This window comes from Acinetobacter sp. ANC 4779 (assembly GCF_004331055.1).
Taxonomy (GTDB): domain Bacteria; phylum Pseudomonadota; class Gammaproteobacteria; order Pseudomonadales; family Moraxellaceae; genus Acinetobacter.
On record NZ_SJNU01000002.1, the window covers coordinates 49235 to 72754 of the forward strand.

A 23520-nucleotide genomic window follows, 5' to 3' on the forward strand; every position below is an offset into this window, starting at 1 on the left:
AATCCAGAAATGTGTATTTACCACGTTCGTGGATCCCACATCTTAAAGGGTGCAGTCAGCTGTACATCTTCCACAGGATCATATTTCCCAGCTTTTAGCTTCTGAGCTTTTTTACGTACCTTACCTGTATTTGAATCTTGGGCCACAAAATTATAACTTTCCGACTTTAACTGGGTAAATGCGATTTCATTTAAGCCTGTTTTTTCAGACACAATCATCAATGGTCCAGAAACCTCACGACGGGTACTTAAATTTTCTTCATCATATTTAATAAAATAAGACTGCCCCGATTCTACGGTAAAATCTAAATATTTAGGCTTTTGAAAATGCTGTGCACCTAGCGGACGACTGCTCGATAAACGATAGGTTCCTGCGGGCAATTCCATCCAGTAATAGTGATTATTCAATAGACTCGGAATACGCTCACTGTTAACAAAAAGACTGGATGCCACAATTTCTTGACGATTCCATTTACTGTCAGGGCGGTACATATACACAATAGCAGCTTGATCATTTTGTGCTTGTACAGGCTGAAAGCGCTGTCCTAATTTTTGATTGACCCAAGCCCCAATGCTAAACATACCCAGACGGTGCTGCTCAATAAAGCTAGGTTCGCTGTTAAAATCCACAGGTTTTAAGGTTGATGTTACTTGAGCATGTTCAACAGCAGACTTGCCATGACAACCCATTAAAATAATACTTGCACAGACCGCAATACAGACTCCACGCATGATTTTCCCTCACCGCGTATTTTTTATTTTTGTACTCAATTAAACATTTAATTTTTCGCTATATTGATCGCGACATTAATTTTCTTCGTTGATTTTATTTAGGCATTCACGCCTAGTGATTGAGATTAACATTGAGTTTTATTTTTGGAAATAAAAAACGTGCGAAAACACCAGTTTTCCGCACGTTTCAGACGAATAGCGAATTAAGCAGATTTAGAATTTATAACTTTAAAATCTACTTTAGGCGCAGCTTCAGTCTCTGTTTTAGGTTGACGCTCTGCCTTTAACTCTGGCTTTCCTTCACCACTAATCACCGCATCATTTACAATCACGGTACCAACATCGGTACGGCTTGGTAAATCATACATAGTTTCAAGTAAAGAATTTTCCAGGATTGAACGCAGACCACGTGCCCCTGTATTACGCTCTAAGGCTTTTTTCGCAATAGCACGCAATGCAGAATCTTCAAACACCAAGTCAACATTTTCCATATCGAATAAATATTGGTATTGGCGGGTTAAGGCATTTTTTGGCTCGGTCAGAATCTGCATAAGTGCTTCTTCATCCAACTCTTCCAAAGTTGCAATAACCGGTAAACGACCAATGAATTCTGGAATCAAACCAAATTTCACCAAGTCATTTGCTTCCACTTGACGGAATAAATCGGACAATTTTTTACTTTCGTCTTTTTTCTTCACATCTGCGGTGAAACCAATTCCGCCTTTTTCTTGACGTTGTTGTACAATTTTCTCTAAACCTGAAAATGCACCGCCACAAATAAACAAGATATTCGAAGTATCAATCTGAATGAACTCTTGTTGCGGATGCTTACGACCACCTTGGGGTGGAATTGAAGCAACCGTACCTTCGATCATTTTTAATAATGCTTGCTGAACACCTTCACCCGATACATCACGGGTAATCGACGGGTTTTCAGACTTGCGGGTAATCTTGTCGATTTCATCGATATAGATGATCCCTTTTTGCGCTTTCTCTACATCGTAATCCGCTTTTTGAAGAAGTTTTTGTACGATGTTTTCAACGTCTTCACCCACATAACCTGCTTCGGTTAGAGTCGTTGCATCTGCCATGGCAAATGGAACATCTAGAAGACGTGCTAGAGTTTGTGCAAGTAAAGTTTTACCTGAACCTGTCGGTCCAACCAGCAAAATATTACTTTTTGCAAGTTCTACCGCCTCATCAGATTTATGACCTGAATTGCTGACTTTTAAACGTTTGTAGTGGTTATACACTGCAACTGAAAGCGTTTTTTTGGCAACATCTTGACCAATGACATATTGATCTAATGCAGCACGAATTTCATGTGGTTTTGGCAAAGGCTTAGTTGCCCAATCACCCGATTCTACTTGTTGACTGGTCTGGACTAAATCTAAGCATACGTCCACACACTCATTACAGATGTAAGCGTCTTCACCTGCAATCAGTTTCCCGACTTCAGACTGCGTTTTACCGCAAAATGAACAATGCTTTTGTCCTTGAGGATGTTCGGACATATTTACTCCAATATTAAAATCTGAAAATTATGGACGTTTACTTAACACTTCATCCACGAGACCGTATTCTTTAGCAGCTTGTGCTGTCATAAAGTTGTCACGGTCAGTATCTCTTGCAACAGTTTCATAGTCTTGACCACTATGCTCTGCCATTAAACGGTTTAAACGTTCTTTGATGAATAGAATTTCACGTGCGTGAATTTCAATATCCGATGCTTGACCACGGAAACCACCGAGTGGTTGGTGAATCATGACACGGGCATTTTCCAAGCAATAACGTTTGCCTTTTGCACCGGCATTCAACAAGAATGCACCCATAGATGCCGCTTGACCCATACAATAAGTTACTACGTCTGGTTTAATAAACTGCATGGTGTCATAAATGGCCATACCGGCAGTTACAGACCCACCTGGTGAATTAATATAAAGGTGTATATCTTTATCTGGGTTCTCTGCTTCTAAAAACAACATCTGCGCAACAATTAAGTTCGCCATGTTGTCTTCAACTTCACCGCTCATAAAGATGACACGCTCACGCAAAAGACGTGAAAAAATATCAAAAGAACGCTCACCACGAGACGATTGTTCTACGACCATTGGTACTAAAGCGCTATTAATTGTTGGAACATACATACGTTATTTATTCCTAAATTTTTTGTTACTCAACTCATAGTCACAATATGAGGGATAATTGTCGAAATTGCAAAATATTCCCAATTAAATAACAGATATTTTTTGCATACGCATTATTAATACAAGCCACGCTCAGTATAAGCCAATGCATAAAAAAAGGCGCATGATGCGCCTTTTTTCGATCAGCTAAACTTAGCCTTGTTGACGAGCTTGTTGCTCTTTCAACAATTCTTCGTAGCTTACCGCTGTATCAGTCACTTTAGCAGACGCTAAAATGTGATCAACAATTTGATCTTCTAACACAACCGCTTCGATTTGAGCACGTTGCTGTTTGTCATTTTTGAAGTATTCAATCACTTCAGTCGGGTCTTCGTAAGAAGAAGCCATGTCGTCGATATAAGCTTCAACGCGAGCAGGATCAACTTCAATTTTAGCATCCGCTAATACTTTGCTCACCAACACACCCAATTTAACTGCTTTTTGAGCTTGTTCTTTGAACAAGTCATCTGGAAGCATGCTGCTGTCAAATGCTTGCGCACCTTGAGCACCAAACTGTTGAGTGAATTGTTGAATCATTTGTTGACGTTGACGGTCAATTTCTTGAGCCAACATAGATTCAGGAACTTCAACTTCGTTTGCAGCTACAAGCGCGTCAAAAGTCGCAGCTTTAACTTGATTACGAAGACCGTTCTTCACTTCACGATCCATGTTTTTGCGAACGTCAGCTTTTAATTTTTCAACACCTTCTTCTTCAGTTAAACCAAAGGTTTTCAAGAATTCAGCATCAATTTCTGGAAGTTTTGGTTTTTCAACCAGTTTCACAGTAATTTTGAACTGTGCAGCTTTACCAGCAAGGTTTTCAGCTTGGTAGTCTTCAGGGAAAGTAACATCAATCACTTTCTCTTCGCCTTTCTTCATTCCAACGATACCGTCTTCGAAGCCAGGAATCATGCGACCAGAACCTAAAACAAGTTTAAAGTCTTCAGCACTACCGCCTTCAAACTTTTCACCGTCAACAGTACCTTCGAAATCGAAAGTTACTTGCATGTCTTTTTTAGCCATGCCTTTGGTTTCAGCCCAACCTTGACGTTGTTTCTGAAGATTTTCAATCATTTGGTCAACGTCTTTGTCGTTAACTTCAGTTGTTTTACGTTCAACTTCCAAAGCGTCAAAAGCTTTTACTTCAACTTCTGGATAAACTTCTACAGTTGCTTCATAAACAAGAGCATCTTCTTTATTTTCAACTTTATCAATGTTTGGCATGCCAACAGCATTGATTTTTTCTTGCTGAATTGCTTCGAATACTGTGTCACGAATTACATCGTTCACAACTTCTTGATAAATACCCGCGCCATATTCACGACGTACAACATTCAAAGGCACTTTACCTGGACGGAAGCCGTTGATCTTCACAGTTTTAGCAGTGCGTTTTAAACGAGCTTCAAATTGCTCGTTCACACGGCTCGTCGGTACAGATACATTTAAACGACGGGCAACGCCCGAAACCGCTTCAGAAGTTACTTGCATGGCTTCCTCGATATAGAAATAGTAATTGCAATTTTGAAAGTGCCATATTATATGACAACATTGGAAGATATACAAAACAGGATGATTTAACCATTAAATTTTAAGCTTTCTTCCGATAAAAATCCGTTTTTATTTCAATTTCCTCACATTTCATTGACTAAACACCTTCATTTTGTGTGTGCTTTAGCTTTAATAGTAGTTTTTTTTAAAGTTTGCTTCATTTTGATTCTTTGTTTAATTTAATTTATACATCCCAATATTAGAGTTACATCACGTCCTGTTCACAATAGAAAAAATGTGCATCCACTTGCCACAATCCTGCTCATTGAAAGTCATTTTTTTAATTACATCGCAAAATTTATAACTTACTAATGCGGTCTTTCTAAAATCTTTTCATATTTATCATCTAAAGCCAAAACGGCTGAACTTTGTGTAATTTAATTACAAGAGCTCTAGAACAAAGTTGAATAGCCTCTTAATTCGAATGAGAATGGTAGATTCATAATGACTGATACTTCTGTTTAGTTATTCAATGCATAGCAATTTTCTGGAAATAAGACCATATATTTGAAGCCAAGCTTAATTTCTACTTTTGGCATGAGTCTTGAATTCAAGATACCTGCAATGAGTCCATACTTTGATATTTAAATCAAAATCTTGTAAATGAATGAAATCTACTCGATCTAATAAACACGATGTAACATTAAGTTAACTGTTCATCATCCCGAATTGCTTAAAAAGTTCTTAATATTAGTATGATTAAAATTCACAATCAATAATCTAAAATTAACTGTTTTTATAGATATAAAATTAAAATCAAAAACTTAGCTAAATATTGCTGTATTTTTTTATTTAGTAAACAGATTAATAAGAATATAATGATCGCAAACTACAATTCAAATCAATAGTTATACAAAATAAGAATCATTATTATTCTCATACATTTTCACAGTACACATTTTGAGTTAGAAATGGCCTTCATTAAAACACGCAAAAAAATCGTATCTTCTGCGATTGTGTCATCACTTTCAGTCATGGCAGGGAATGTAATTGCACAAGATCAAGTTGCTCAACTTGATACTATCCGTATGCAAGCAGAAGCTGAACAAACACTAAAAGTAGATAAATCTGCGAATTCCAAGTTTGTGGCTCCCCTGCTTGATACGCCTAAATCAGTTTCTATCATTTCTAAACAGCTGATTGCCGATACTCAAGTCACAACTTTAAGCGATGCGTTGCGTACTGTACCTGGGATTACTTTGGGTGCGGGTGAAGGTGGGAACCCAAATGGCGATCGTCCATTTATTCGTGGTTATAACTCTGAAAGTTCAATGTATGTGGATGGCGTGCGTAGCTCAACTTCGCAAAACCGTGAAATGTTTGCCGTAGAACAAGTTGAAGTGACGAAAGGTTCTGCATCTGCAATGGGTGGTGCGGGTACAACGGGCGGTAGCATCAACATGATTTCTAAGGTTGCTAAAAAAGGTGACTTTTTAGAAGGTTCTGTTGGTGCAGGTACAGACAATTACCAGCGTATTACCTTAGATGGTAACAAGGATTTTGGTAATGGTATTGCAGCTCGTGTTGCAGTTTTAGGACACCACAATGAAAAAGCGGGTCAAGCCGATGGTGCTGAATATGCACGTGCAGGTATTGCACCGAGCATTACTTTTGGTCTAGACACCCCTACTCGTGCAACTTTAAGTTATTACTACCTAAAATCTGATGATACCCCAGATTCAGGTGTTCCATATTGGAATTCTTCTGATAATACAGCGACAGGTAAACCGCTAGATGTAAAACAAGGTGTTTACTATGGCTGGTTAGATCGTGATTTCCAAAAACAAGAAAATCAAAGTGGTACTATTAAATTAGAGCACGATATAACTGAAAATATTACATTGAGTAATACTGCGGTATATAGTAAATCAGATAATAACTATCTTTGGACTCAACCCGATGATAGTCAAAAGAATATTGCAAATGGTAAAGTTTGGCGTCGTGTTAATACCAATCTAACAACTACTGATAGTTTTACTGATCAGTTATCTTTAGCAGGTAAATTTAATACAGGCTCACTTAAGCACAGCTTTAATGTGGGCGCTGAATACAGTAAACAAGATTCTAATCGTGGTACCAACATCGTTACCGATCCAAATACATCTATAATTGGTGGTAGTGGTACAACTAACGCATGTACTTTAGCGAATTCAAATGGTTGGTGTACAGATGCATTTAACCCTAACTCTAAAGACCCTTGGTTAGGAAATATTACAGCAAATCCAAATGTAACCAATATTACATCTAAAACACAGTCTATCTACGCCCTAAATAATATTGAAATCACGCCACAGTGGCTATTAGATTTGGGTGTGCGTTGGGATAAATTTGACACTGATGTTAAGTACAATAAAGATTCTGGAACAATCAAAGCTGGTACAGCTTATGACTCAAGCAATGATTTCTTTAACTATCAAGCTGGTTTAACATTCAAACCTACTGAGAATAGTAGTATTTATGCAAGCTATGCGACTTCTGCAAACCCCGTTGGTGTTGATGCAGGTGATGGCTCAGAAGGTATAAGTGTTCCTGGTCGAAATACCACTGATGAACAATCTAGAGCTATTAACAACCTAAAACCAGAAGAAGTTAAAACTTATGAAATTGGCACAAAATGGGATGTGCTGAATGATAAGTTAAATTTAACCGCAGCTATTTTCCGTACTGAAAAAGAAAATACACGTGCATTAGATACTGATGGTTTTACTCGTAATGTTGGTAAAACTCGTGTGGATGGTATTGAACTTGGTGCGAACGGCAATATAACGGATAAATGGGCTGTATCGGCGGGTTATACTTATTTAGACAGTGAAATTGTTGATGCTGGATTTGTAAATACTGCTGCAACTGGTCAACCTGCGGTATATGTACCAAGCTCAACAAATGGCAACCAAGTTCAAAACGTGGCGAAAAACTCTGCAACACTTTGGACAACTTACCAAGTACACCCGCAACTTAATTTAGGTGTTGGCGCAATTGCAATGGACAAAGTCTATGGTGATGCAGCAAATACCAAATATGTTCCAGGTTACGTACGTTACGATGCCATGGCGCGTTATAACGTGAATAAAAATGTTGATTTACAACTTAACGTAAACAATCTGTCTAACGAACGCTACTTCACCAAAGCATATGCATCTCACTATGCAACTGAAGCAGAAGGTCGTAGCGCAGTATTATCGCTAAACTTCAAATACTAAGTTCAGTTAAAACCATAAATTAATTATGGATTTAATCTAAAATAGCCTCATAATAATGAGGCTATTTTTATAGCTAAAAGAATTCATTCTTGCAAAGGTGTATTGCCGTGATCCATCATATTCCTAACGTACTGACTAAAGAACAAGTTCAATATTTCCGTGAAGAAATGAGTAAAATTGAATGGGTCAATGGTAAAGTCACTGCGGGTACGCTTTCGGCCACAGTCAAACAAAACCAACAACTGCCTGAAGATCTTCCGCTAACCCACCATTTAAGTACCATTATTTTAGAGTCATTAGGACAGCATGCTTTATTTTTGTCTGCCGCCATTCCTTTAGACATTATTCCTCCGCTGTTTAACCGTTATGAAAATAATGAAGCCTTTGGTTTTCATGTCGACAATTCAATTCGTCGAATCCGAGGAACCAATGAGCGCTTAAGAACTGATCTGTCCTGTACGGTTTTTTTAAGCGAGCCAGAGGAATATGAAGGGGGCGATTTAGTCATTGAAGACACTTATGGCTACCATGAAGTCAAATTGCCGGCCGGCGACATGATTCTCTACCCATCGACCAGTTTGCATGAAGTGACAGCTGTCACCTCAGGTTGCCGTATTGCCTCATTTTTTTGGCTGCAAAGCATGATTCGTGATGAAGCAGAACGTCATATGTTGTTTAATTTAGATCAATCTATTCAAAACTTACGCATACAGCTGGGCGATCAACATGATGAAGTGATCAAACTGACCAATCTTTATCATAATTTAATGCGTAAATGGGCTGAACTTTAAGGTTGAATAATGCAAAAAAGAAAAAGGCTGCTGCAACTTAATATCAGACAGCCTCACCCTTAAATGATAAGTATTGGATTTTTAATAATTTTATTTTTGAGTCCAATTCAACTTTACTAGTATCTTATTTCTACTTAAAAATTAATAGCTTAGCTAATAAATAAGTCTAAATTAAGTCCTATTTCCATCCAACCTCATCATAATTAAGCAATTCTCACTATTAATAATAATTATCATTAGAATTCGCATTAATTATTACAAGCCATAATAATGTTTCCACTTTTGCTGTTATTTTACCCACGTTAAAATGGCATTGAAGCCGTCAAAGGTCCTTCTGGTGCAGAAGCAAGTCGTGGATCGGCATCAGGTTATATAAATCTCGCCACAAAACATCCTCAGACAGAAAATAGTCGAGAAGTCTCTGCAACTTATAAGACCGCTAAGCATGCACGTCTGACTGCCGACATTAACTAGGTAATTAATAAGGGCAGTGCTTTTCGCTTAAATGCAATGGGACAAGACGGCGGTGTGGAAGGTCGCGATTATATTGAAAATAATAGCTGGGCCATTGTCTCTTTAATGGCCTTTGGCTTAGATAGCCCTACACGCCTGTATCTCTATTCGCAACATGTCCGTCAACGTAATATTCCAGATGGCGGTATTCCCACTGTCGGCATGGAAGGTTTTTACAATACCGATGCAGCTTTAACTTCAGCCCCTAACGTCAAGCGTGAAAATTATTATAGCCATCTCGATGATCATGCAGATATTGATGCGGATATGTTGACGGCAAAGATTGAAAGTGTGTTGGCGGAAAATGTAAAACCGACCAATATGACCCGTTTAGGCAAAACCCATATGCAACGGGTATTAACCGGGATTAATAGCCTGAGTACTAAGGGTTCAAGCAATCCGAATGACTGGATCGTAAACTGTTCTCGCCAAGGGGTGGATCAGGAAAATAAAAATCTCGCCAACCAGACGACTTTAAATTTAACTTTAAAAACCGGCGCCATAGAACATGATGTGGTTGCAGGTATAGCGTTTTAAAAGAACAGTAATATAACAAAACCATGGTTCCCCAAATATCCAGGCAAACCGCGATCACCCCCCGACAAATTTATATCATCCTGATCGAAATCAGATATTAACCGGTTTATTTATAACGGTGGCTACACCAACGGTGAAACGGATACTGCTGCTGCTTATTTGTTTGATACGCTTAAATTCGGTGAACGCTTCCAGTTAAATGGGGGGTACGTATTGATTATTACGATGCACTAACTGTAAATACGGATGCAACCACACTTGCGATTACCGCTATACCAACCATGCTTTCAGCACATGACACCCTGCTTAGCTGAAAACTCGGTGGTCTATATAAACCCATATCTTATAGCAGCGTATCTGCTTCTGCTTTAGCTGCAACAGCGGTCTGTATTGCTCGACCTTATATTTCTGGTTTAGCCGTAGCAGGTGCTTTAGGCGTCGCGTATGTAATTAAAATTTTAAAGGAAGAATTTGAGAGTAGCATGGCTTTAGCGGGAACTGTGACATTAAACCAGATCCCTTGCGATTATATTTTTCACAATTAATCAAATTAATGGAAAATATTTTCTATAAATCTGCTGTAAACGCAAAAATAGAAAATTATTTTCGGAATAAGTGGATTAATATTTAGTTATAGATTTGCAAGATCTGCGCTAAAGCTAAATCATCAGAATGCATTGGTTTTATTACAACTTTCGACTAATGTCTTCCAGTGACAGACTTGTAAATTGCTAGAATAGACACAATCTATATTCGTAGTACGTTGCCGTTATCCACGACTTAAGCAATGCATGCTACACAAGGAGTTACCTCATGATGTTGGCTGATCCAAGTAAAAAATACCGTCGCATGTATCAACGTGTAGACTTGCCAGACCGTCAATGGCCAAATAATGAAATCAATAAAGCGCCCATTTGGATGAGCACCGACCTTCGTGACGGTAACCAAGCGATTTTCGAACCAATGGATATGGAACAGAAATTTAAAATGTTCCAGATGTTGGTAAAAATTGGCTTTAAGCATATTGAAATTGGCTTCCCTTCTGCATCGCAAATTGACTTTGACTTCACCCGTAAATTGATTGAAGAAAATCATATTCCAGATGACGTTTACATCGAAGTTTTGGTTCAGGCCCGTGATCACTTGATTCAACGTACTTTTGAATCTTTAATCGGCGCAAAACGTGCGATCGTGCATATCTACAACTCAAACTCCCCGACTTTCCGTGAAAAAGTGTTGAATGTCGATGTTGCCGGTGCCAAAAAATTGGCAGTAAATGCAGCGACCAAAGTTAAAGAATATGCAGCGCAATATCCAAATACTGAATTTGTATTCCAATACAGTCCAGAATGCTTCACAGCAACTGAATTAGAAGTGGCAAAAGATGTTTGTGATGCGGTGACTGAAATCTGGGAAGCATCGCCGACCAATAAAGTCATCTTAAACTTACCTGCGACAGTAGAAGTTTCAGGTCCGAATGTGTATGCCGACCAAATTGAATGGATGCACCGCAACATTCAACGTCGTGATGGCGTAATCATTTCGGTTCACTGTCACAATGACCGGGGTTGTGGTATTGCCGCTTCAGAATTGGCGATTATGGCCGGTGCTGACCGTGTCGAAGGTTGTGTATTTGGAAATGGTGAACGTACCGGTAACGTCGATGTGGCAGCGATTGCCTTGAACATGTATACCCAGGGTGTTGCACCAAACTTAGACTTCTCCAACATCAACGAAATCATTGCGACCGTTGAAGAATGTACCGGTTTACCAGTGCATCCGCGTCATCCGTATGCGGGCGACTTGGTATTTACTGCATTCTCGGGTTCGCATCAAGATGCCATCAAGAAAGGTTTCGAATTCCAGAAAACCCAAGAAATGTGGGATATGCCTTACTTGCCAATTGACCCTAAAGATTTAGGTCGTGATTATGATGCGGTGATTCGTGTCAATTCACAGTCAGGTAAAGGCGGTATTTCTTACTTGTTAGAATCAAATTACAATGTGGTGTTGCCGCGCCGTTTACAAATTGAATTCTCGCAAGCGGTTCAGCAAGTGACGGATGAGCAAGCTAAAGAAGTTTCAGCACAAGATATTTGGGCTTTGTTCAAACAGAATTATGTTGCAACTAAAGATGGCCATTATTCTACCAAAAACTACAAATTATCTGATGAAAATGGCAATCAAGTCATTGAGCTAGATATCGACATTAATGGTGAAACCCAGCAATTACGTGGTGAAGGTAACGGTCCAATTTCTGCCATCTTGAATGCATTACAATTGCCAATTGACGTGTTGAACTATGAAGAACGCAGCATTGGCTCGGGTGCGCATGCCAAAGCCTTGGCTTTAATTGAGCTTCAAGTGAAAGGTACCGGTAAATCCGCATTCGGTGCAGGTGTTCATGACAATATTGTGACTGCCTCAATCGAAGCGATCATTGCCTGCACCAACCGTTTAATCGAGCAAGGTGTACTCAGCACAGAACAGGCTGCTGTGGCTACCGTATAAATATTAGCAATAATATTTAGCACTAAAATGACTTTAGAAGGATACCCTCAAGTGGTATCCTTTTGTTTATACATCCTAAAGATTTAAGGCGAATTATTCCTGTGTCTTTTCCAACTGACTCAGTGGGTCTCGTTACCCCACAAAAGTTCTCATTCGAAGAGCCGTTAGAGCTTGAATGTGGTCGCATTCTCCCTCGTTTCGAAATCATGGTTGAAACCTACGGTACGCTTAATGCAAATAAATCCAATGCGATTCTGATTTGCCATGCGTTGTCCGGGCATCATCATGCCGCAGGCTACCATCATGAAGATGATAAAAAACCAGGTTGGTGGGATGCCTGTATTGGTCCCGGCAAAGCGATTGATACCTCTAAATTCTTTGTTGTTGCTCTCAACAACATTGGGGGTTGCAGTGGATCTACCGGTCCAATCTCGCCTAATCCTGAAAATGAAAACCGCCCTTATGGCCCAGACTTTCCTTTGGTCACCGTTCGTGACTGGGTCAAAACCCAAGCCATGCTGTCTGACCGTTTAGAGATTGAGGTGTGGTACTCGGTAATTGGCGGTTCGCTTGGGGGTATGCAAGCCATGCAATGGTCAGTGGATTATCCCGAGCGTCTAAAAAATTGCGTGATCATTGCCAGTGCACCCAAACTGTCGGCACAGAATATTGCCTTTAATGAAGTGGCGCGTCAGTCGATTTTATCAGACCCAGATTTCCATAACGGCCGTTATTTGGAAAATGACAGCTATCCAAAACGTGGCCTCATTTTGGCACGTATGGTCGGTCACATTACTTACCTGTCTGAAGAAGCCATGAAACAGAAATTTGGCCGCGACTTAAAGTCGGGCAAGTTTATGTATGGTTTTGACGTCGAATTCCAGGTCGAAAGCTATTTACGTTATCAAGGTGAACAGTTCAGCCGTAACTTTGATGCCAATACCTATCTGATTATGACCAAAGCACTGGATTATTTCGATCCTGCACGTGAATATGAGTTGTCTTTAACCAAGGCGATGGCGAATACCCAATGCCGTTTTCTGGTGGTTTCATTCACCACGGATTGGCGTTTTACCCCGAAGCGTTCACAAGAAATTGTGGATGCGCTGATCACCAATCATAAGCCTGTCAGCTATGTCGATATTGATGCAGAACAAGGCCATGACTCGTTCCTGTTCCCTATTCCGCTTTACGTTAAATCATTACGGGCATTTTTAGGTGGTGTAGAACACCTTGCAGCAACACCTAAGGAGAGTGTGTAATGCGTATCGATCATCAATTGGCAGAGACCTGGATTAAACCTGATTCAAGCGTACTCGATTTAGGTTGTGGCGATGGTGAACTGCTGGCTCATATGGGTAAAAAGCACAACATTCGTGCCTATGGATTGGAAATTGATCAGGAAAAGATTGCAATTGCGGTCAGTCGAGGGTTAAATATCATCCAACAAGACTTGAATCTCGGTTTAAGCCGCTTTGCAGACCAGTCATTTGACTATGTTGTGATGGCACAGGCTTTGCAGGCAGTTGATGCACCAGACGTATTATTGCGTGATATGGTGCGTGTGGGGAAACAAGCGATCATTACCTTTCCAAACTTTGCGCATTGGAAGACGCGTTCTTTGTTGGCTTTAAAAGGAATGATGCCTGTTTCCAATGCTTTACCGTATATGTGGTATAACACACCTAATATCCACTTATGTACTTTCCGTGATTTTGAAGCACTTTGTGCTGAAAATGATATCCGGATTATTAATCGACTCGCCGTGAATGGGGATCAACAAGGTAGTTTACTCAGTAAACATGTCCCGAATCTGTTTGGTGAAGTCGCTATTTATCGAGTGAGCGCACTATGAAAAAAATATTATTAAGCACACTATTGTTTGGTTTTTTTAGCATTCAAGCCCATGCGGATTATGTTGCACCAGCACCATCTATTTCCAGCCAAGCTGCACAATATTCTGTCATGGATATTAATAGCCTGATTAAGTCGGCAAAATCTGGTCAAGCCGCTGCGCAGTTTTATTTGGCGACCAAATATCAACTCGGCAAAGATATTCAAAAAGATGTACAGCAAGCTTTTGCATGGTACAAAGCCGCTGCGGACCAAGGTCTGACTGCTGCCCAATTGAATGTCGGTCGCATGCTGGCTGATGGTATGGGCACCAAAAAAGACGAAACTTCGGCGCGTAAATACTTTGAAAAAGCTGCAAGTCATGGTGACAACCGTGCCAGCTTTAATCTTGCCATGATGGAAGAGCAAAAGAAAAATTACGTGGGTGCCTATCAGTGGTATGAACTGTCTACCCGTGACGGCATGCTCGACAATAAAGTTATTTCATTGTCTGAAGGCAAGAAAACAGCTTTGGCTGCCAATTTAACTCAAGAGCAAATTCGTATGGCACGTGACCGTGCCGACAAATGGATTCAGGCTCAGTAATTTAGAAAATGTTTACCTGATTCTAAACAGCACCTTCGGGTGCTTTTTTATTGGCTAAATTATTTTGATAAGTTTGCTAAAATACGCACAATTATTTTCAAATAAAGATCGAAATCATGGCATCTACAGATTGGTTATCCCAAGGCACACTGGTACTTGCAAGCAACAACAAAGGCAAAATTGCCGAATTTGAAAAACTGTTTGCTGAACTGAATCTACCTGTCGAAGTGGTTGCTCAAGGCAAACTCAACATTGAAGATGCAGTCGAAGACGGCTTAAGCTTTGTCGAAAATGCAATTATTAAAGCCCGTCATGCAGCCAAAATTTCAGGCAAACCGGCCATTGCCGATGATTCCGGGATTTGTGTACCCATTTTAGGTGGTGCACCTGGAATCTACTCTGCACGTTATGCCGGTGAGCATGGCAATGACGCTGCCAATAATGAAAAACTGTTAGCGGACTTAAAACCATTGCGTAAAGACGGCGAAGTGATTGAAGGAATGTTTGTCTGCGTCCTAGCTCTAGTTCAACATGCAGAAGATCCGCTTCCACAAATTTTTCAGGGCATCTGGACAGGTGAAGTTCTGGAAACAGCACGTGGCGAAAATGGCTTTGGCTATGACCCTTTGTTCTGGTTGCCTCAACTTGGGATTTCCAGCGCAGAAATGTGTAAGGAAGATAAAAATAAGATCAGCCATCGTGGTCAGGCGATGAAACTGTTTAAGGCGAGTTTGGAGAAGTAATTTCTTGCTCTCAAAGAACATTCCCCTCTCTTGTGCCAGATATGGCTCAGGAGAGGAAATTTCAATTCTGGTTCATAAATCCCGCCTTATCTTGTTTACATAAAGGCAGGAAAGCCCCTCTTCAAAAAGATAAGGAAGATATTGAACAGGGAGATTCAGCTTTAAATAAAATGCAACACCACGCCATATAGCATCACCACCCCACAACTCATAATTGTTCCTGAAGCGATATATCTGGCAGAAGTGCCAGTGCCTTGATAGTGAGTTTCTAATGCCACAATATTGGCCGCGGGCGGTAAACAGAACAATAAGAACATTACCCCAATATATTGTTCAATATTCGGTATTGGAATCATCCAATACGTCAGTCCACACAATACGACACCACAAACAAGTTTTAATAGGGCAACACCACTGCTCTGCAGTAAATCTTTTTTATACACTTTGGTCTGCTGTAACCACATCCCCAATACGCACATTCCAGTAAAGCTCATTCCAGTTTTAGCCAGGCTATAAATGAGATCCAGCGATTGATGTAATTCCAAATGCTGCACACCCATTATTCGACAGATCAGCGCCACACTTAATGCCATTATGGGGGGAGATTGCATGACTTTTTTTGCAATATCAGGGATAGCTTGTTTGTCTGAACTGACGGAAGTGACTGCCCAAATATTACCAAAAATAGAACCGCCCACATATAAAGCCACCATCGGCGCACTAATTTCAGGGCCAAATAAAGCAATCGCAAAAGGAAAGCCCAGCCATGCCATATTGACATAGCTAAAACATAAAGCTCGCAATGGATCTTTAAACAATCCAAGGGAAAAATAGAACAGCAGCACCGCAACCACAAAGCTAAAGAGCATCAAACTCAAGCTGCCCGCCTGATAAAACAGCATGTTGTAAATAATTACGACGGGAATAAAAACTCGTGCCAATAGACTCGCAAACAGTGATTTTAAAGGTGTTGAAAATTGGCTTGTAGCAAGTCCCCAGCCACATAAAAAGCCAAAAAGCGGTAACAACAAAGCCACAACGTGATTCCAAGTACTCAGTATAAATATGCTAGCACCGAATCAAGCACAACAGCAGATTAAATGCCTTTTGTCTTTAAACTGCAATTTTTCAGTCACATTGCTGTCATCGCAACATGTTCAGATAGTTCTAAATAAAAAATGAGTAAAGGACATGGCAGGATTATCGATTTGGCACGTTGTAATTTTTGCAATAGTGGTGATTTTATTGTTTGGCACATCAAAACTAAAAAATTTAGGTAAAGATGTCGGTGGTGCAGTCAAAGATTTTAAAAAGTCGATCAAGGAAGATGAAGCCAGCCATGCTCAACTGAATGAGCCGCGTACCATTGATGCGAAAATTAATGCAGCGGAAACCCCTTCTGTCAAAAACTAAGAGATTGCCCTTATGCTGAACTTAGGAATGACTGAAATTCTGTGTTTTGCAATTATTGCCTTGCTGGTTTTGGGCCCTGAAAAGCTGCCAGAAGCTGCCCGCTTTACAGCAAAATGGTACGGAAAGTTCAAACGCTTTGTAAGCAATATTCAAAATGAAATTGATCGAGAATTACGTCTTTCCGAATTCCGCGAAGAAATGCAAAAAGAAATCCATCGCATTTCCGAGCTTGAGGCAAGAATGCAAAAGCAACTGGATAAATTGCAGCTTGAAAGAATAAATAAAGCAACGGAACAATCTGTTCCTATAAGCAAAGCAGCAACCAAAAAAATCTATATACCTTGTCCACAACCCGTTTTAATCCCGTTTAAGACACACTCAGTTCAATCTTCTTCGCAGATTGATCGGGTCAAAAATGAGACAAGTCCGACTCTAGTCCAATTAAAGGTTGCGGTATGAGCCAATTATCTTCTTCTGTTAAAACAGAAGCTGAACATTTAGATCAAATGCCGGTCATGCAGCATTTGATTGTATTGCGCCAATATTTATTCAAAATAGTTGGGGTCACAATTTTTCTTTTTTTCTGTCTATTGCCCTTTCGCAATTATACCTATCAGCTGTTGTCGGAACCGCTAAGACTACAGTTGCCCAGCACCTCGACCATGATTGCAACGGATGTCACGGCAACTTTTATGGCCCCCTTTAAGTTGAACTTATTTGTTGCATTTATGCTGGCAATGCCTTTTATCATCTATCAGCTCTGGTCTTTTGTGCGTCCAGCGCTATATGAAAAAGAACGTCATCTGGCCATTCCCTTATTAGTGGGCAGTATCGCTCTTTTTTATCTTGGAATTGCTTTTGCTTACTTTATTACGCTTCCGGCCATTTTACATTTTTTCATCAGTGTATCTCCCGAAAGTGTTGCGCCAATGACGGATATCAATAGCTATTTAAGCTTTTGTCTTAAACTGTTTTTAGTCTTTGGACTAACGTTTGAAATTCCGATTGTGACTTTAATTTTAATTTTAATTGGCGTGGTGAGTACGCAAAGTTTAGTAGAAAAACGGCGCTTTATTATTGTGGGCTGCTTTTTTTTAGCCATGTTTGTAACACCACCGGATGCCTTGTCTATGATCATGCTCGCCATTCCAATGTGGTTATTATTTGAAATGGGTCTGTTTCTTGGAAAAATTCTGGAAAAGCGTCAAGCTCTGAGTCAGTAATTAAAACGGCTTCCCCCCAACTCCGAATCCATAACCCAGGATTTGGAGCCAGCTCATTAAAAATAATTAATATATTGATTTTACTGTTTTTAAATATAAAAAATTTCTTCAAACTGACCAAAAAGTGTCAAAAAACTGTCATCCAGCATTTATACAATCATGCAAGATAACCAACTAAACAATAACTTAATACCTTATACGGATTTAATATGACAAGCACTTCTAACCAGCCAAGCCGTCGTGATCTTTTAAAATGGTTTAGCGGAATTCCATTTTTACCTCTTGGGGCAATGACTACAGCAGCAGTACTTACAGGCTGTAATGACAGTAATGATTCCACTGTAGTAACGCCACCTGTAAAAGCAGCCAATTTCAAAAATGCTACTTTTACCGCAATGGCAGCACCGGTGGCACTTGCCGATCGTGCAACAACCTCGGTCAGTTCTAAACTTAAAATTAATTGGGATGATGCTTCCAGTACCGAATATCAACTGGGCTATAAAAGCTTTTTTGAAACAGGGGCATCGGTGCCTAAACATGGCGGTGGACAAATTATTGCAGGTGGCTATTTTGACGCCAAAGGTCAGCCTATCATGGACATTTCCGTGCCTGGAGCTACCCGTCAGTACTTTTCTGACTGCCCAGATGGTTCGTCTTTAATCCATCTGGAAAATGCCAAAGTGGAAGGTGTCAATCATCCGGTGTTTCACGTTGTACAGTTTGAATATGCTTCTCAAAACCAGGCAGGAGTGAGTGAATATGGTAACTTGCCATCTCCTATTGCTATTTTGACTCTCGACCAAGATCAAAAAACTGGACACCTCGAACTTAAAAAATATTTTAATGTCGACACGGCCCCTGCACATGGCTTGTGGATTACCTGTGGTGCAAGTATGTCTCCATGGCATACCCATTTATCGAGTGAAGAATATGAACCCGATGCATTTAATCAAGGTATTGGTGGACCAAATATAGCCGGCTTGGCTAAGAACTTCTTTGGGGATGCAAATGCAGCTAAACCCTATAATTATGGTCATTTGCCGGAAGTAATTGTAAATACCGACGGTACAGGAAAAATCGTAAAGCATTTCTGTATGGGGCGTATATCCCACGAACTGGTACATGTGATGCCGGACAATCTTACCGTGATTATGGGTGATGACTACACCAACGGTGGCTTCTTCATGTTTGTGGCAGATAAAGAAAAGGACTTATCTGCAGGAACTCTATATGTTGCGAAATACACATCGGTGTTAACGGAAAGCTTGACGGGTCAAATCAAGTGGATTGAACTCGGCCATGCAACCAGTCAAGAAATTGAAGATTTAGTGAATGTCAGCAACATTCAACCCACTGACATTATGGAAAGCTTAACCACCAATCCGAATGATGTCAGCTATACAGAAATCACCTTGGCCAAGAAAAAACTCTGGGTCAAAATAAAACCGGGCATGGAAAAAGCAGCGGCATTCTTGGAAACCCATCGTTACGCAGCCTTAAAAGGTGGCAGTATGGCGTTCACCAAGATGGAAGGTACCACCATCAATATCAAGGATAAAGTGGCATATTCAGCTTTGGCCAACATCCAGGATTCGATGATCCAAGGCAATGCAGCATGGGTTGAAGCGCATAATGTATCTTTCAGCAAAAAGATTACAGCAGGTGGGGTATTAGCGCATGATCTTGCAGCATCACAAAGTACAGTTGCAGGTATGCCAATTCAAAGTGAATGGGTACCTTATCAATCTAAGATGCTACTGATTGGGGAAGATATTCCGGTAGATAGCTTGGGTAACACGGCAAACCCTGACAAAATTGCAAGTCCAGATAACTTAAAGTTCTCTGAGACATTCCGCACCTTGTTTATCGGTGAGGATAGCGGCAACCATCCCAATAATTTCTTGTGGGCGTATAACGTAGACAGCAAAGAAAATCCGATTCGTTTGTTATCAACGCCTGCTGGTGCAGAATCCACTGGGCTACATGCTGTAGATTCAGTCAATGGCTGGACTTACATTATGAGTAATTTCCAGCATGCCGGAGATAGCAGTAATTTGTCTGCAGAACTAAAAGCTGCAACACTGGCAAATTACAACAAAGGCTTTAGTGCAAGTGTCGGCTATATTACTGCCGATCCTGTTGCACCATCCGTGAGCAAAAAAGTGACTGATGAAAAGAAAGCATCATAAATTCAGCATATAAAAAAATGCCGGCTTCATGTCGGCATTTTTTATGAATATTTTTATTCAGGATTTTATATCGACAAAGGGACATCGAGACGAATGACCTGCCCGGCCGTTTCTCCTTGCTGAGATTTTTCTAACCACTGCCAGCTATTCTTTTTCATTGTTAAAAAATTGGAACAGCGTGTGCCATATACCGGACTTTGAATAAACGTTGATGAGAGCAATTGTTCCATCTCGGTATTTATCCCGGTTTGCGGCAGCAGCTCAGGAATGATTTTTCGCTCATCTTCCAAGATATCCCATACTGTAAATTTAATATCTGCTTCAGTCGTCGTGTTCTGCTGCAACATCGGCAAAAATTCTTGGGTAAAACGTTTACGTAAATGTTTGGTCTTTTCCCAATGTTCGGTCATCAAACCATTGGATACCACATATACACCTTGAGCTAAAACCTGAGGTGCTTCACCGCGGTTACTCATATAAACCGCCTGATCTGGATCCCCGAGCAATAAATTAAAACCGGCATAATCACACTGGCATTTTTCTAATGCTTGCGCAAAGCGGATCGGCGTTAAATCTGACTCTAAAAAAGATTGGATCAGATGACCGCGTGAAGTCGGATAGGTTTTTTTATCGGTTGCATCCCGAAAGTTGGTCACGACTGCCCATCGTCCTGATGCCGTAATTCCCATCCATGTTCCACCCGACTGTAAATCTTGGCCGGCAATAATCGGGCTATTTTGCCAAATTTTTAAACCGGCCGTCGGGCGGGCATAGAACTCATCCCGATTGGAAATCAGACATAAAGGCGTATCTTCTAAGACTTGCCAAGCTAAAGCTACAATACACATAATTTAGGCCCTTTATCTTTACACATTGAATGTACAACATTTTTCATCACATTCAGCTAAAATCTGTGCAAAACAGAATCACAAGGAACAGGAATGCTGAGCTATCCCAATATTGACCCCGTTGCCATATCGCTGGGACCGTTACAAGTCCACTGGTATGGATTGATGTATTTACTGGCATTCTTATTTGCCTGGGGACTTGCGACTTATCGTACCAAACACCGTGATGGCTGGACCCCCGATATGGTGTCTGACCTGATTTTCTATGGGGCCTTAGGTGTGGTCGTCGGGGGGCGTCTTGGTTACGTATTCTTTTATGGTTTTGAGCAATTCCTTGCCAATCCACTCTGGTTATTTCAGGTCTGGACTGGCGGCATGAGCTTCCATGGCGGCTTCTTGGGCGTAATGATTGCCATGCTGTTCTGGTGTAAAAAATACCAGAAAACCTGGTTCCAGACGCTCGACTTTATTGCACCCTGTGTACCAACAGGTTTGATGTTTGGCCGAATCGGCAACTTTATTGGCGGTGAATTGTATGGTCGCCAGGTCACCGATCCAAATTTTGCCTTGGGCATGATTTTCCCTACCGATCCTCTGCAATTGGTGCGTCACCCCTCACAGCTTTATCAAGCCTTAGCTGAAGGATTGATTCTGTTTATTGTGTTGTGGTGGTTTAGCTCAAAACCACGTCCACGTATGGCGGTTTCAGCCTTGTTCTTGATTGGCTACGGTATTGCACGCTTTGTGGTGGAATTCTTCCGCGAACCGGACAATGGACAGCTGTTTATTGGCTGGATGAGTAAAGGTCAATTCCTGACTGTGCCAATGATTTTGATCGGTCTTTGGATGATGTGGTATGCCTACCAAAAGAAAATTTATGATTGGGGTCCACAGAAAAATAGCTAAAAAAACTCCTTCTCCCTGAACTTAGGTTTAAGCATGGCTTCAAATTTAACTGTAAGAGAAGATTAGAATAAAGGGAGACAAAATGTCTCCTTTTTTTCATCTTTCTAGCCAATTCTAAGTGATTAATAAAGAAATTTAAGACAATCTATAGGCATACTGAATCTGTGCTTCACTTTAGCTCATATGCTAAAGTGCAGTCAGTCCCCGTTTATCTATCAGAACAATATGCTCGAATTTTGGTTTGATCCTAAAACCTCCCTTCTCCGTAAACTCATGATCTTTGCAGTCATTGCGATTGCTACCGGCGTACTTTACTGGATGAAACCGCTAAAACCTGATGCCATCCTGATGTTCTTGGGCACGGGTATTATTTTTCTAATTTGCCGTTATTGCAAAATACATTTTGCTGCAAAAAATCCAACCGGGTTATTATATCGTCTACTGACCTGGATTCCGATTGCCCTATTGCTGTCACTTATTTTTATGCAGATGAAAGAGGGTGAAATTTTAATTCCGGGTGCACAAGGGATTGGCTTTATGGCCTTAGCCATCTGTTTGTTTTCCCCCCTGTCTTTACTGAATAAAAACGATATTTCAGACGAGAAAAAATAATGCTGGAATTTTGGTATTCAGATCAATGTAGCCGTCAAATCAAGCTGATGGTTTGTATTGCTACATGCGTGATGATTTATCTGTGTTCGACCATGCAACAACTTTCACCCTTGTTTAGCGGCACCAGCATTACTATTGGCATGGGCCTACATGGCTTAAGAGCTTCAGGCTTAAAAATTGCAGCTGACAATCCCTATAAAAAAGGTTTTTCTATTTTAATTGTGCTGATCCCGCTTATTGCATTGATCACGTTAATTGCAGTCTTGCCTACCCAGCATAAAATCATTCTTGCTATGCAAGTAATTGGCTTTGCTACAATTGGTTTATTTATTCTATCGACATTTCCAAATCGCAGGTTTGATAAAGATTAGCAGATCATTTTTTATAAATAACAAAATAAAAAAGACCGCTAAAAGCGGTCTTTTTTCAATCATCCGGAGACGATTAAGCAGCTAATGCGTCTTTCGCTTTTTCGGCGATAGCAGCAAATGCAACTGCATCATGCATAGCGATGTCTGCAAGTACACGACGGTCGATAATCACTTGAGCTTTTTTCAAGCCAGCGATCATACGGCTGTACGATAAACCATTAAGACGCGCACCAGCATTGATACGTGCAATCCACAAAGCGCGGAATTGACGTTTCTTCTGACGACGGTCGCGATAAGCATATTGACCTGCTTTAATTACTGCCTGGAACGCTACGCGATATACGCGTGAACGAGCGCCGTAGTAACCTTTAGCACGAGCAAGAATTCTTTTATGACGGCGATGAGCCTGGACACCACGTTTTACACGAGCCATTTATAAATCTCCTTAAAGGTATGGGCACATACGGCGAACTGAAGCAACGTCACTTACGTGAACCATTACACAGCCGCGCAATTGACGAATACGCTTAGCAGATTTTTTGGTCAAAATGTGGCGTTTGAACGCTTGTTTACGCTTGATACCGTTAGCTGTCGCTTTAAAGCGTTTAGCAGCACCACGGCGAGTTTTCATCTTAGGCATAACAACCTCTTTTGAACACCTGTTCGGAACGTCTGCACCATTGCAAAAACGACCTGCAGGTAAGGGAGCGGGTATTCTAAAGCATCTTTGCTTAAAACAAAAGCACATATCCTTAAAAT

Annotated in this window: 23 protein-coding genes and 1 pseudogene; 16 read left to right on the forward strand and 8 right to left on the reverse strand. The window is 40.6% G+C overall.

Features of this window, described 5'->3' with window-relative positions:
- Window positions 1–17 precede the first annotated feature (17 nt).
- The 4 genes from E0H80_RS03155 to tig all read right to left on the reverse strand — a co-directional run bounded on the left by E0H80_RS03155 (window position 18) and on the right by tig (window position 4405).
- Window positions 18–731, reverse strand: coding sequence for a DUF2846 domain-containing protein (locus E0H80_RS03155; RefSeq protein WP_131363076.1), 714 nt, complete (start codon window positions 729–731; stop codon window positions 18–20).
- Window positions 732–934: 203 nt separating this feature from the next.
- Window positions 935–2245, reverse strand: a complete 1311-nt coding sequence (gene clpX / locus E0H80_RS03160) for an ATP-dependent protease ATP-binding subunit ClpX (RefSeq protein ID WP_131363078.1) — start codon at window positions 2243–2245, stop codon at window positions 935–937.
- Between the two features lie 27 nt (window positions 2246–2272).
- A complete protein-coding gene (clpP, locus tag E0H80_RS03165) occupies window positions 2273–2878 on the reverse strand; it encodes an ATP-dependent Clp endopeptidase proteolytic subunit ClpP (protein WP_067866498.1) in 606 nt (201 codons plus the stop codon).
- A gap of 192 nt (window positions 2879–3070) precedes the next feature.
- Window positions 3071–4405 carry a trigger factor gene (gene tig / locus E0H80_RS03170; RefSeq protein ID WP_131363080.1) on the reverse strand — a complete coding sequence of 445 codons (1335 nt, stop codon included), beginning with the start codon at window positions 4403–4405 and terminating at the stop codon, window positions 3071–3073.
- A 971-nt stretch (window positions 4406–5376) separates the two neighbouring features.
- On the opposite strand from tig, the gene E0H80_RS03175 reads away from it, so the two are divergent.
- The 9 genes and pseudogenes from E0H80_RS03175 to rdgB all read left to right on the forward strand — a co-directional run bounded on the left by E0H80_RS03175 (window position 5377) and on the right by rdgB (window position 15199).
- Window positions 5377–7665: a TonB-dependent receptor gene (locus tag E0H80_RS03175; RefSeq protein ID WP_131363082.1), complete on the forward strand. Its 2289-nt coding sequence runs from the start codon at window positions 5377–5379 to the stop codon at window positions 7663–7665.
- 107 nt (window positions 7666–7772) lie between these two features.
- Window positions 7773–8456, forward strand: coding sequence for a Fe2+-dependent dioxygenase (locus E0H80_RS03180; RefSeq protein ID WP_131363084.1), 684 nt, complete (start codon window positions 7773–7775; stop codon window positions 8454–8456).
- 510 nt (window positions 8457–8966) lie between these two features.
- Window positions 8967–9506 (forward strand): hypothetical protein, encoded by a 540-nt coding sequence (locus tag E0H80_RS03185; protein ID WP_131363086.1) that lies wholly within the window; start codon window positions 8967–8969, stop codon window positions 9504–9506.
- Window positions 9507–9865: 359 nt separating this feature from the next.
- Window positions 9866–10051 (forward strand): annotated as a pseudogene (locus tag E0H80_RS03190) (alpha-hydroxy-acid oxidizing protein); the annotation flags it as partial.
- A 268-nt stretch (window positions 10052–10319) separates the two neighbouring features.
- A complete protein-coding gene (gene leuA / locus E0H80_RS03195; RefSeq protein WP_131363088.1) occupies window positions 10320–12017 on the forward strand; it encodes a 2-isopropylmalate synthase in 1698 nt (565 codons plus the stop codon).
- A 101-nt stretch (window positions 12018–12118) separates the two neighbouring features.
- Window positions 12119–13279 carry a homoserine O-succinyltransferase MetX gene (gene metX, locus E0H80_RS03200; protein WP_131363090.1) on the forward strand — a complete coding sequence of 387 codons (1161 nt, stop codon included), beginning with the start codon at window positions 12119–12121 and terminating at the stop codon, window positions 13277–13279.
- Window positions 13279–13872: a methionine biosynthesis protein MetW gene (gene metW, locus E0H80_RS03205; protein WP_131363092.1), complete on the forward strand. Its 594-nt coding sequence runs from the start codon at window positions 13279–13281 to the stop codon at window positions 13870–13872. The genes metX and metW overlap by 1 nt, the downstream gene beginning before the upstream one ends.
- Complete coding sequence (locus E0H80_RS03210) at window positions 13869–14456, forward strand: tetratricopeptide repeat protein (protein ID WP_131363093.1); 588 nt, start codon at window positions 13869–13871, stop codon at window positions 14454–14456. The genes metW and E0H80_RS03210 overlap by 4 nt, the downstream gene beginning before the upstream one ends.
- 116 nt (window positions 14457–14572) lie before the next feature.
- Window positions 14573–15199, forward strand: a complete 627-nt coding sequence (gene rdgB, locus E0H80_RS03215; RefSeq protein ID WP_131363095.1) for an RdgB/HAM1 family non-canonical purine NTP pyrophosphatase — start codon at window positions 14573–14575, stop codon at window positions 15197–15199.
- A gap of 161 nt (window positions 15200–15360) precedes the next feature.
- Here rdgB and E0H80_RS03220 read toward each other — a convergent pair whose 3' ends face one another.
- Window positions 15361–16236, reverse strand: a complete 876-nt coding sequence (locus E0H80_RS03220) for an AEC family transporter (RefSeq protein ID WP_131363097.1) — start codon at window positions 16234–16236, stop codon at window positions 15361–15363.
- Between the two features lie 154 nt (window positions 16237–16390).
- Between E0H80_RS03220 and E0H80_RS03225 the strand changes: the two genes are divergently transcribed.
- The 4 genes from E0H80_RS03225 (at window position 16391) to E0H80_RS03240 (ending at window position 20024) form a co-directional block, all read left to right on the forward strand.
- Window positions 16391–16612, forward strand: a complete 222-nt coding sequence (locus E0H80_RS03225) for a Sec-independent protein translocase subunit TatA (RefSeq protein ID WP_131363099.1) — start codon at window positions 16391–16393, stop codon at window positions 16610–16612.
- Window positions 16613–16624: 12 nt separating this feature from the next.
- Entirely contained in the window at window positions 16625–17071 is a 447-nt protein-coding gene (gene tatB, locus E0H80_RS03230) for a Sec-independent protein translocase protein TatB (protein ID WP_131363101.1), read from the forward strand.
- Entirely contained in the window at window positions 17068–17835 is a 768-nt protein-coding gene (gene tatC, locus E0H80_RS03235; protein ID WP_131363103.1) for a twin-arginine translocase subunit TatC, read from the forward strand. The genes tatB and tatC overlap by 4 nt, the downstream gene beginning before the upstream one ends.
- 209 nt (window positions 17836–18044) lie before the next feature.
- Window positions 18045–20024: a PhoX family protein gene (locus E0H80_RS03240; protein WP_131363105.1), complete on the forward strand. Its 1980-nt coding sequence runs from the start codon at window positions 18045–18047 to the stop codon at window positions 20022–20024.
- 65 nt (window positions 20025–20089) lie between these two features.
- Here the strand turns inward: E0H80_RS03240 and E0H80_RS03245 are convergent, their stop codons facing one another.
- Window positions 20090–20872 carry an NRDE family protein gene (locus tag E0H80_RS03245; RefSeq protein ID WP_131363107.1) on the reverse strand — a complete coding sequence of 261 codons (783 nt, stop codon included), beginning with the start codon at window positions 20870–20872 and terminating at the stop codon, window positions 20090–20092.
- A 93-nt stretch (window positions 20873–20965) separates the two neighbouring features.
- On the opposite strand from E0H80_RS03245, the gene lgt reads away from it, so the two are divergent.
- From lgt to E0H80_RS03260, 3 genes are all read left to right on the forward strand, one after another.
- Window positions 20966–21778, forward strand: a complete 813-nt coding sequence (gene lgt / locus E0H80_RS03250; RefSeq protein ID WP_131363109.1) for a prolipoprotein diacylglyceryl transferase — start codon at window positions 20966–20968, stop codon at window positions 21776–21778.
- Between the two features lie 225 nt (window positions 21779–22003).
- Window positions 22004–22390: a hypothetical protein gene (locus E0H80_RS03255; RefSeq protein ID WP_131363112.1), complete on the forward strand. Its 387-nt coding sequence runs from the start codon at window positions 22004–22006 to the stop codon at window positions 22388–22390.
- Window positions 22390–22761 (forward strand): hypothetical protein, encoded by a 372-nt coding sequence (locus tag E0H80_RS03260; RefSeq protein ID WP_131363114.1) that lies wholly within the window; start codon window positions 22390–22392, stop codon window positions 22759–22761. The genes E0H80_RS03255 and E0H80_RS03260 overlap by 1 nt, the downstream gene beginning before the upstream one ends.
- A 73-nt stretch (window positions 22762–22834) precedes the next feature.
- Here E0H80_RS03260 and rplT read toward each other — a convergent pair whose 3' ends face one another.
- Together rplT and rpmI are read right to left on the reverse strand one after the other, a co-directional pair.
- Window positions 22835–23194, reverse strand: a complete 360-nt coding sequence (gene rplT / locus E0H80_RS03265; protein WP_131216512.1) for a 50S ribosomal protein L20 — start codon at window positions 23192–23194, stop codon at window positions 22835–22837.
- 12 nt (window positions 23195–23206) lie between these two features.
- Entirely contained in the window at window positions 23207–23401 is a 195-nt protein-coding gene (gene rpmI / locus E0H80_RS03270) for a 50S ribosomal protein L35 (RefSeq protein WP_067721945.1), read from the reverse strand.
- Window positions 23402–23520 lie beyond the last annotated feature (119 nt).

What these genes read in the sequence shown, in the direction of transcription:
- E0H80_RS03155 (WP_131363076.1), bottom strand. Translation starts at nt 731, where the DNA reads ATGCGTGGAGTCTGTATTGCGGTCTGTGCAAGTATTATTTTAATGGGT.
- clpX (WP_131363078.1), bottom strand. Translation starts at nt 2,245, where the DNA reads ATGTCCGAACATCCTCAAGGACAAAAGCATTGTTCATTTTGCGGTAAA.
- clpP (WP_067866498.1), bottom strand. Translation starts at nt 2,878, where the DNA reads ATGTATGTTCCAACAATTAATAGCGCTTTAGTACCAATGGTCGTAGAA.
- tig (WP_131363080.1), bottom strand. Translation starts at nt 4,405, where the DNA reads ATGCAAGTAACTTCTGAAGCGGTTTCGGGCGTTGCCCGTCGTTTAAAT.
- E0H80_RS03175 (WP_131363082.1), top strand. Translation starts at nt 5,377, where the DNA reads ATGGCCTTCATTAAAACACGCAAAAAAATCGTATCTTCTGCGATTGTG.
- E0H80_RS03185 (WP_131363086.1), top strand. Translation starts at nt 8,967, where the DNA reads ATGGGACAAGACGGCGGTGTGGAAGGTCGCGATTATATTGAAAATAAT.
- leuA (WP_131363088.1), top strand. Translation starts at nt 10,320, where the DNA reads ATGATGTTGGCTGATCCAAGTAAAAAATACCGTCGCATGTATCAACGT.
- metW (WP_131363092.1), top strand. Translation starts at nt 13,279, where the DNA reads ATGCGTATCGATCATCAATTGGCAGAGACCTGGATTAAACCTGATTCA.
- E0H80_RS03210 (WP_131363093.1), top strand. Translation starts at nt 13,869, where the DNA reads ATGAAAAAAATATTATTAAGCACACTATTGTTTGGTTTTTTTAGCATT.
- rdgB (WP_131363095.1), top strand. Translation starts at nt 14,573, where the DNA reads ATGGCATCTACAGATTGGTTATCCCAAGGCACACTGGTACTTGCAAGC.
- E0H80_RS03225 (WP_131363099.1), top strand. Translation starts at nt 16,391, where the DNA reads ATGGCAGGATTATCGATTTGGCACGTTGTAATTTTTGCAATAGTGGTG.
- tatB (WP_131363101.1), top strand. Translation starts at nt 16,625, where the DNA reads ATGCTGAACTTAGGAATGACTGAAATTCTGTGTTTTGCAATTATTGCC.
- tatC (WP_131363103.1), top strand. Translation starts at nt 17,068, where the DNA reads ATGAGCCAATTATCTTCTTCTGTTAAAACAGAAGCTGAACATTTAGAT.
- E0H80_RS03240 (WP_131363105.1), top strand. Translation starts at nt 18,045, where the DNA reads ATGACAAGCACTTCTAACCAGCCAAGCCGTCGTGATCTTTTAAAATGG.
- E0H80_RS03245 (WP_131363107.1), bottom strand. Translation starts at nt 20,872, where the DNA reads ATGTGTATTGTAGCTTTAGCTTGGCAAGTCTTAGAAGATACGCCTTTA.
- lgt (WP_131363109.1), top strand. Translation starts at nt 20,966, where the DNA reads ATGCTGAGCTATCCCAATATTGACCCCGTTGCCATATCGCTGGGACCG.
- E0H80_RS03255 (WP_131363112.1), top strand. Translation starts at nt 22,004, where the DNA reads ATGCTCGAATTTTGGTTTGATCCTAAAACCTCCCTTCTCCGTAAACTC.
- E0H80_RS03260 (WP_131363114.1), top strand. Translation starts at nt 22,390, where the DNA reads ATGCTGGAATTTTGGTATTCAGATCAATGTAGCCGTCAAATCAAGCTG.
- rplT (WP_131216512.1), bottom strand. Translation starts at nt 23,194, where the DNA reads ATGGCTCGTGTAAAACGTGGTGTCCAGGCTCATCGCCGTCATAAAAGA.
- rpmI (WP_067721945.1), bottom strand. Translation starts at nt 23,401, where the DNA reads ATGCCTAAGATGAAAACTCGCCGTGGTGCTGCTAAACGCTTTAAAGCG.